This window comes from Vulcanibacillus modesticaldus, from assembly GCF_001730235.1.
GTDB lineage: Bacteria > Bacillota > Bacilli > Tepidibacillales > Tepidibacillaceae > Vulcanibacillus > Vulcanibacillus modesticaldus.
The window spans coordinates 25,216-32,792 of sequence record NZ_MIJF01000020.1 but is presented as its reverse complement, the minus strand read 5'-3'; the positions used below and the strand labels follow the sequence as shown (position 1 = coordinate 32,792).

Here is a 7,577-nt window from a genome sequence, read left to right as displayed (position 1 = left end):
TGGTCTAAACTTATTGAGTTGTCACAGGAATTTATTTTAGAGCAACAGTCTGCTTAATCTAACAGTATTAATTAGGCTCTGTTTTAAGAGTCTGCTTCAGTATGCTCTTTTTTGTCACTGTTTAAATGAAGTCATGCTTTTGCTATACTTGTTTAACCCTTTGTGAAGTTCTTTGTTCCCCAATTTTGTCATTCTTAATTTCTTTTTCACCAAACGTTTAATTTTTCATAGAACTTTTGACACTACCTTAAGTTTTGTTATTTGGAACTATAATCTAAGTATTAACACCACTTAATTTTGAATTTTCTGAAATTAGGGACGAATATCTTGTTAGTAACTGTATCTTTAAAATATTTTTCCTGTTTGTCTATATAATAATTCTTTTCTTTAAAGTTAGTAAGTGGAATCTTTTATACTACCTTCAAATAAAAAAGTGCTATAAAACATAGCACCTCATCCTTCCAAAAATTGAGATGGTTATAAATAATAATTTTAAATATCCTTGTTCCTTTTACTAGACCAGAATATTAGTTTGAAGATTATATATATCGCGTTTATTAAATATCCCAAGAGAACAGTGATTAAAATAAAAATTTTTATTTTATCTATTACAATATATGAACTTATCGCAACGAGAACAACGGAAATATAAAAGAAAACTGATAATACTACCACATATTTTTCACCTAGAATTTTCTTTATTTTATCCATACATTTATCTCTCCTTCTTCTAATTTATTTAGTTTTGACAAATTTTCACCTTTATTAAACTGGAAATAGTGGTATTATACAGATTTATCTTTAATCCGATCTGTTTGTCTATATAATAATTCTTTTCTTTAAACTTAGTAATTGGAATTATCTTATCTCTAGAGTTCCAGTTCAAAACTTGTAAATTTTTCATGATTTAAAATATGTTACTGTTACTACTACGGCAGAAATGAATGTAACAATTGTTGTAACAGTAGTTATTGGTGATTTATAAATAAAAAGAAAATTGATAAATAAGATAAGAACAACAATCCATATAATTATTAAATTTAACTTTTCTATCTTTTTATTTGACATATTACATCTCCATCCCAACATGATTAACCATCTTATTATTTTATTGTCTTTCCTAATCCATAGATTTTCCAGAGAAACTATTTTTAATTAAACCTTTACTTTTTACTTTCATCACTGCTTCTCTAGAGGTACGAACTCCTAATTTTTTTAGTATCTTAGTTATTTGTTTCTTTATAGTACTTTCTGCTTTCAATAGAGTATTGGCCATCTCTGCATGCGAATATCCTTGTTCTATCAGCTCAAATACTTCTCTTTCTGCTGGGGATAAATCTTTTAATTGCTCTTCCCTTTTTAACCTTGAAAACTCTCGAAGGACAACTTCTATTGGCGAGGAATTAGAAAATGTTAGACGAATTGCATCTGGTAGTTCTTTATATCTTCTTTTAGAGATGAAATTCACAGCACCAGCTATGAAAGAATCTCTAATAATATCTTCATCTTCATACGAGGTTAACATGATCACTTTGATTGATTTGTTTTGGGTAATCTTTAATGTCGCTTCAATCCCATCATATATATTACCCGATAGATTTATATCCATAACTATTATATCAACTTCTAAGGTTTTAATTAGATTGACAACTTCTTCCTTACTTGAAGCTGAACCAATAACAAACATATCACTTTGCTCATTTATTAATTTTTTTATAAGCTTCATCCAGAATGGATCGTCTTCTACTATGAAAATCCCAATTCTATCCATTTTTACTCCTCCCGCACTTCATCTATCGAATATTTGGTGAATACTTTTTTAATTGGGAAATTAAGGTATACAGTAGTTCCAATGTTTTCTTTACTATCGATTTCAAGATAACCGCCGCTTTTTTGCATAACATTGTAACAGTACGTTAATCCCAATCCAAAATTAGAACTTTTTTTCTTTGTTGAAAAGAATGGATCGAAAATGTTAGATAAATTATTTTTTGAAATTCCTATACCATTATCTTTAATAGCTAACGTCAAATATTTTGGATTTATTGTCATTTCTATATTAATTTCTCCTGCTGAATGAATAGCTTCAACTGAGTTCATTAGGATGTTATTTATCATTTCTCTTAAATGTACCCTATCAAAAATTAAAATGATGTCATCTCTTAAATTCTTTTTAATTTTCACATTATTTTTTTCAAAAGTAGATTTCATATTATGTACTGAAAGTTCAATAACATTTGCAAGATTAACTGCTTGCTCTTTGACTTCTATATCTTGCATCGAAGTATTAAGTCTTTTAATCATGTCCATTATGTGTTCTGTTGAATTGGTAATTATATCAATATAATCCTTAGTAGGTATATTATATTCTTTAATTATTTTTTTTAATTCCTCAATACAAACAGATATTTTGACTACTTCATTTTTCAAAGTATGATTAAGGATTGCAGTTCCAGAAGTCATTGCCCTCATTGTGTTATCGAGTGAATACTTTTCAAACTTAATCTTTACACCTAATACTCCATATTTCCATCCAAAGAAAATAAATAGTATGAATAGAAGAATCACTATCCAACTATTATATATCCAAATATTTTGGATATTTAACGCTGGTAAAATGTAATTAGAAAACGCTACAAATGTTAGGGCAGGAACAAACAAAACACAAGTGAATAGCTGATTTATCTTTTGTCTTGGGTTCTGAGTAGTAATCCATGAATAGATAAACATTAAGTTAGCTATCACAATGTACCCAACTGCCCAGAACACTATAAACGTATATGAAGGTGAGAATTTAGGATATACAGGAAATAATATATATGATAATAGAGGTGGTATTAATAGGATAATAGCAATTCTATTTTTCCATTTATCCCACCGATTCCTGAATATTTCTGTATTAATAATCGCAAACATTAATAAAGCGTAAGGCGCCAAGTAGTGAGCGAATGAAGAGAATATTCCATCAATTGTCGGAATTTGTACTCCTATAATTTTAATTAGTTCTATAAACTCTCTTATGAAAACTGCTAATCCACCAAATCCAGCTAAAAAAGTAAACAAACCTAGCCATCGATTATATTCATTTTTTGAATCTGTATTTACGACGATAAATGCTACTGTCCACAATAAAATCCATAATATGAAAAATAGAAAAATTATTGAAAAAGACATAACCGCCTCCAACTCATACTTTTTGTTTCATAAAAGCAATAACATCTCTTGCAATTTTGCTCCTATTAAAAACTATCCCTGAATGTCCGCTAGGATATGAAATCCTATTAGGTCTTCCCCAAGCTTGCCAAAAATGTTCAGAATCTTCAGGAGTTACATATAAATCATACTTTCCATTAATTAGTAATATGTTTTCTAACGGTATTATGGGTTTGAAATTACTAGGAGTTATTAATCTCCAATGATCATTTAATTGTTTAAATGTGATTCTATTCTTCTCCAACTCCTGTTTAATATATTTACCTGTGGTTGAGTTCCAAATAACGTGGGCTAAATTGTTAGCATACATAATTGAAACCAGTAAGTCTATTTCTTTTTCTACAATACTAGTTAGATTTGCAACATATCCACCAAGGCTAACTCCTACAAGCACCACTTTTCCACCATAGTTTTCCTTTAACCAATAAATCAGACTCCTTAAATCTTGAACTGCTTGTTTAACAGCTACCAGCGTCCTTTCAATATTTGCACTAATCATAAGTTCTCCATTATATAGCGAAATCTCTGGAGTTCTATCAAAATGATACGGTAGTGTAAAAAAATACATGTTATAGCCAAATTCCATAAATTGCTTTAAAAACATTTTCTTAATCTTAGTTAAATTTTTCATTCTCCAACCGTGGATAAAAATTACATGTACTGGCTTTTCATCCGTTTCAGCTAAATTCTGATAGTACTTTCCGGTTATATAATTGTTTTCTTTATAACTAGAATTAACCTCACTTTCATACCTATATTGCCCGACTGAATAGTGCGAAAGATTCCTTTCAGTTAGCATTATAATATCGGGCATTTGAGGTTTAGGAAAAAAATTATATATCTGAGTCTCTATATGGACCAATAATTAACCTGAACATGCTGAATTTAAAGTAGTTGATTGATTGTCATAAAATGAATAATGTTTGCCTTTATAGCTATCAATTTATTTATGAGTTATGAAATAAAGTATTGATCCTATACTTTCTCCGACTTCTTCCGCAAACACAAAGATAGATAATAATGCTATAGCTATTAAAGTTACCTTAATAAATGGATGTTTTGATAAATATTTATTAAAAAGCTTAAAAAAATATTGAAGCTCCATATTTGATACCCCTTTATTTTGATTTTGCAAACTAAATGGTCTCCCTATTCATAGCGAAGTGCCTCAATCGGATCAAGGTTCGCTGCTTTATTAGCCGGATAAATCCCAAAGAACAGGCCAATCAGTGTGGTAATCACAAAGGATAAACCGATTATTGACCAGGAAATGACAAACTCCCATTTTAATAGCAAAGTAATGATGTATGCTGTACCCACACCTAGTACTGCACCAATTAATCCACCAAATAAGGTTAATATCAGAGCTTCAATTATGAATTGGTACAGAATGTCTTGTGGTTTAGCTCCAATGGCCTTTCGAATCCCTATCTCTTGTGTTCTCTCTACAACTGTCACTAACATGATATTCATTACTCCGACACCGCCGACAAAAAGGGAAACTCCCGCAATCGCCCCCACTATCACCTTGATAAAACCAAATACAGAGTTAACTACTTTTTCTGTTTGTTCAATCGACTGTGTAATATATTGTTCCTTCGGCACACGATGTTTTTCAGCCAATAATGAAACTGTTTGCTTCATAATATCCTGCATATTTACTTCTTCCGATATCACTTTGACCTGGATCCCGGCAATTTTTTCTTGCATATTATCCGTCATTCGATTCCAAAGATTTAATGGCAGATAACTATTTAACCTTTTCCCTCCTAAGCCCAAAATCGTAGATTCTTTATAAACCCCTATTATTTTAAATGGAACGTTATTTAAAACAATAGTTTTTCCTACCGCTGATTTTGCATTATCATAGTATTTATCAGCTAGTACATTGTTGATTACAATAACTTTTAATCTCGAACGCTCCTCTGACTCAGAATAAAACCTGCCACTAATCAGATCTAAATTCTTGGTTATCTCTTTATATGACGCTGAAACCGCTTGGACATCAACATACTCTTGCTTTTTGTTAATTCTAACTTCAACTCTTCCAATGTTATAACCACTAATTAATACTTCTTGATCCAACTTCCTTTTTAAAAAGGATATATCATTTATGCGTAATGCTGCCCGTGAACCGTAGACGCCATTTGGTTCGCTATTATAAATATAAAACACATTTTTACCATCTTGAGAAATGGCATCAATTATTCCCTCTTGTCCACTATGAGCGATCATAACAACAGCTATCACAGATCCAACACCAACAATAATTCCTATCAATGTTAAAAATGAACGTAACTTATTAATCCTCAAACTATCCACTGCTAGTTTGAAATATTCTGATAAATTCATCCAAAATCCCCTCACACTGTGTGGTCTTTCATGCTAAGATACTAGGCTATCTTCAACAATTTGACCATCACGAAATCTAATTATACGTGAAGCAAATAAAGCTATATCTTCTTCGTGAGTAACTAATACTATCGTTACCCCTTGTTTATTTAAATCAGTAAGGATATTCATTATCTCAATACTAGTATTAGTATCAAGGTTACCTGTTGGTTCATCGGCAAGGATAATGGAGGGATTATTTGCTAAGGCACGGGCAATTGCTACCCTTTGTTTTTGCCCCCCAGAAAGTTGATTAGGTTGATGGTGCAATCTTTCTTCAAGTCCAACCATTTTTAATAACTCTATTGCCCTTTGTCGTCGTTCCCTTTGTCTTACCCCCCGATAAAGCATCGGTAATTCAACATTTTTTAGTACAGACAAACGAGGTAATAGATGAAAAGTTTGAAAAATGAAACCTATCGTTTGGTTACGAAGCGCCGCAAGTTCTATAGCAGTAAGATTATTAATTTGTCTATCATTTAAACGGTAAACACCGCTGCTTGGTACATCTAAACAACCTAATATATTCATTAGAGTTGACTTTCCTGATCCTGAAGGTCCCATAACAGCAACAAATTCACCTTGTTCGATCGTTAAACTGACATCATTTAAAGCAATAACACGAATGTCACCATCACTATATTCTTTGGATATCTTCTCAAGATGGATCATACATCTTCACCTATTTCTTCTACCATTTCTAGATTAATAGTTTCTCCGTCCTTAATATTTTCCCATGGATTAACAATTATTTTATCCTGTTCCCTCAATCCCGATGTTACTTCCAATTCTTCTTGAGAATCTTGGTCTGACTTTATTCTTATTTCCTTTTCTACAACCTGATTATCTACCAAAACATAGACATAATCTTTGTTATCTTTTGATACAAGCGAACTACTTGGAATCAGATAAACATCATTTGAGTTTGCTGGTTCGATGGTCATATATACGTTGTAACCTGGTTTGAGCCCTTGAATATTATCTTCAAAGTCTACCCTAATCTCAATATTTGTTTCTCGGCCGTCCAATGAATCTACTGCAATAGGTGATATATATGTAATTTTTCCTTTATATTCCTTAGTGAAAGCATCTCCATCTATTGTTACCCTATCTCCCTCTTTGATTTTTGCAGAATCAAACTCATTTACTCTACCAACAACCTCTAATTCATTTAATGAACCAATTAATGCAATCGAAGTTCCCACATTTACATACTGTCCCTCTTTTACAAAAATTCGAATAACTGAACCGCTGTTTGTTGCGGTTATTTTAGCATTTTCTAAATCCTTTTTTAATTGTTCTAATTGTTGCTTAATGTTCTGTATCTTTAATTGAAGCAACTTGGCAGACACTATCTCCCTATCTTCCTCAACTTTAACCTGAAGTTCCGCTTTTTTATATTGTAGATCAGCTAACTCTAACTGTTTTTTAGCTTTTTCTAATGCTTCTTTTGTGACCCAGCCGCCATTAAAACCATCTAAAGCTTTTTGATATTCTGATTCTGCCTCTCCTAAACTAATATTAGCCTCCTTAAGAATTAATTCATTGATTTGTTTAGATTGACCTATTTTTTTCTGTTCTAAATATAATTCCGATAAGCTTTCTTCTAGTTGATCTCGGTTTCGCAGCATATTTGTGGGGTCAAGGGTTGCTATTACTTGATTTTGCTCAACCTCATCCCCTTCTTTAACTGCTATTTGCTGGATTTGACCATTTAATTTAGAATATAATTCTGTTGTATCTTTCATTTCAATTTTTCCTAATGCGTATACAGTATTTTCGTTCACTTCTTTTTTTGGATAAGTAATTTTTATCAAATTTGCTGAGCTTTGCGTTTCTTTAATATTATTAATATTGATATAAATAATTGCACTTAATAAAACTAGCCCCAAAAAAATTATCGATATTTTTTTCTTCATTACCACTCACCTCAATTACGATAAGCTAAATAGGAAAAATAGCGCCAAATGCGC

At 31.3% G+C, this 7,577-nt stretch carries 7 protein-coding genes; all 7 read right to left on the bottom strand.

Annotated elements, in window-relative coordinates:
- Positions 1-900: 900 nt before the first annotated feature.
- On the bottom strand, positions 901-1,068 hold the full coding sequence (locus BHF71_RS12060; RefSeq protein ID WP_176717310.1) for a hypothetical protein: 168 nt from the start codon (positions 1,066-1,068) through the stop codon (positions 901-903).
- A gap of 52 nt (positions 1,069-1,120) precedes the next feature.
- Positions 1,121-1,771 carry a response regulator transcription factor gene (locus tag BHF71_RS05190; protein ID WP_069656607.1) on the bottom strand — a complete coding sequence of 217 codons (651 nt, stop codon included), beginning with the start codon at positions 1,769-1,771 and terminating at the stop codon, positions 1,121-1,123.
- A gap of 2 nt (positions 1,772-1,773) precedes the next feature.
- A complete protein-coding gene (locus BHF71_RS05185) occupies positions 1,774-3,174 on the bottom strand; it encodes a sensor histidine kinase (protein ID WP_069656606.1) in 1,401 nt (466 codons plus the stop codon).
- A 13-nt stretch (positions 3,175-3,187) separates the two neighbouring features.
- Positions 3,188-4,012 carry an alpha/beta fold hydrolase gene (locus tag BHF71_RS05180; protein ID WP_176717309.1) on the bottom strand — a complete coding sequence of 275 codons (825 nt, stop codon included), beginning with the start codon at positions 4,010-4,012 and terminating at the stop codon, positions 3,188-3,190.
- A gap of 350 nt (positions 4,013-4,362) precedes the next feature.
- The gene (locus BHF71_RS05170; protein ID WP_069656603.1) at positions 4,363-5,565 is read right to left on the bottom strand and encodes an ABC transporter permease; all 1,203 of its coding nucleotides are present in this window, start codon (positions 5,563-5,565) and stop codon (positions 4,363-4,365) included.
- 33 nt (positions 5,566-5,598) lie between these two features.
- The gene (locus BHF71_RS05165) at positions 5,599-6,276 is read right to left on the bottom strand and encodes an ABC transporter ATP-binding protein (protein ID WP_069656602.1); all 678 of its coding nucleotides are present in this window, start codon (positions 6,274-6,276) and stop codon (positions 5,599-5,601) included.
- Entirely contained in the window at positions 6,273-7,523 is a 1,251-nt protein-coding gene (locus BHF71_RS05160; RefSeq protein WP_069656601.1) for an efflux RND transporter periplasmic adaptor subunit, read from the bottom strand. The genes BHF71_RS05165 and BHF71_RS05160 overlap by 4 nt, the downstream gene beginning before the upstream one ends.
- Positions 7,524-7,577: the final 54 nt, after the last annotated feature.

What these genes read in the sequence shown, in the direction of transcription:
- BHF71_RS12060 (WP_176717310.1), bottom strand. Translation starts at nt 1,068, where the DNA reads ATGTCAAATAAAAAGATAGAAAAGTTAAATTTAATAATTATATGGATT.
- BHF71_RS05190 (WP_069656607.1), bottom strand. Translation starts at nt 1,771, where the DNA reads ATGGATAGAATTGGGATTTTCATAGTAGAAGACGATCCATTCTGGATG.
- BHF71_RS05185 (WP_069656606.1), bottom strand. Translation starts at nt 3,174, where the DNA reads ATGTCTTTTTCAATAATTTTTCTATTTTTCATATTATGGATTTTATTG.
- BHF71_RS05180 (WP_176717309.1), bottom strand. Translation starts at nt 4,012, where the DNA reads ATGCTAACTGAAAGGAATCTTTCGCACTATTCAGTCGGGCAATATAGG.
- BHF71_RS05170 (WP_069656603.1), bottom strand. Translation starts at nt 5,565, where the DNA reads ATGAATTTATCAGAATATTTCAAACTAGCAGTGGATAGTTTGAGGATT.
- BHF71_RS05165 (WP_069656602.1), bottom strand. Translation starts at nt 6,276, where the DNA reads ATGATCCATCTTGAGAAGATATCCAAAGAATATAGTGATGGTGACATT.
- BHF71_RS05160 (WP_069656601.1), bottom strand. Translation starts at nt 7,523, where the DNA reads ATGAAGAAAAAAATATCGATAATTTTTTTGGGGCTAGTTTTATTAAGT.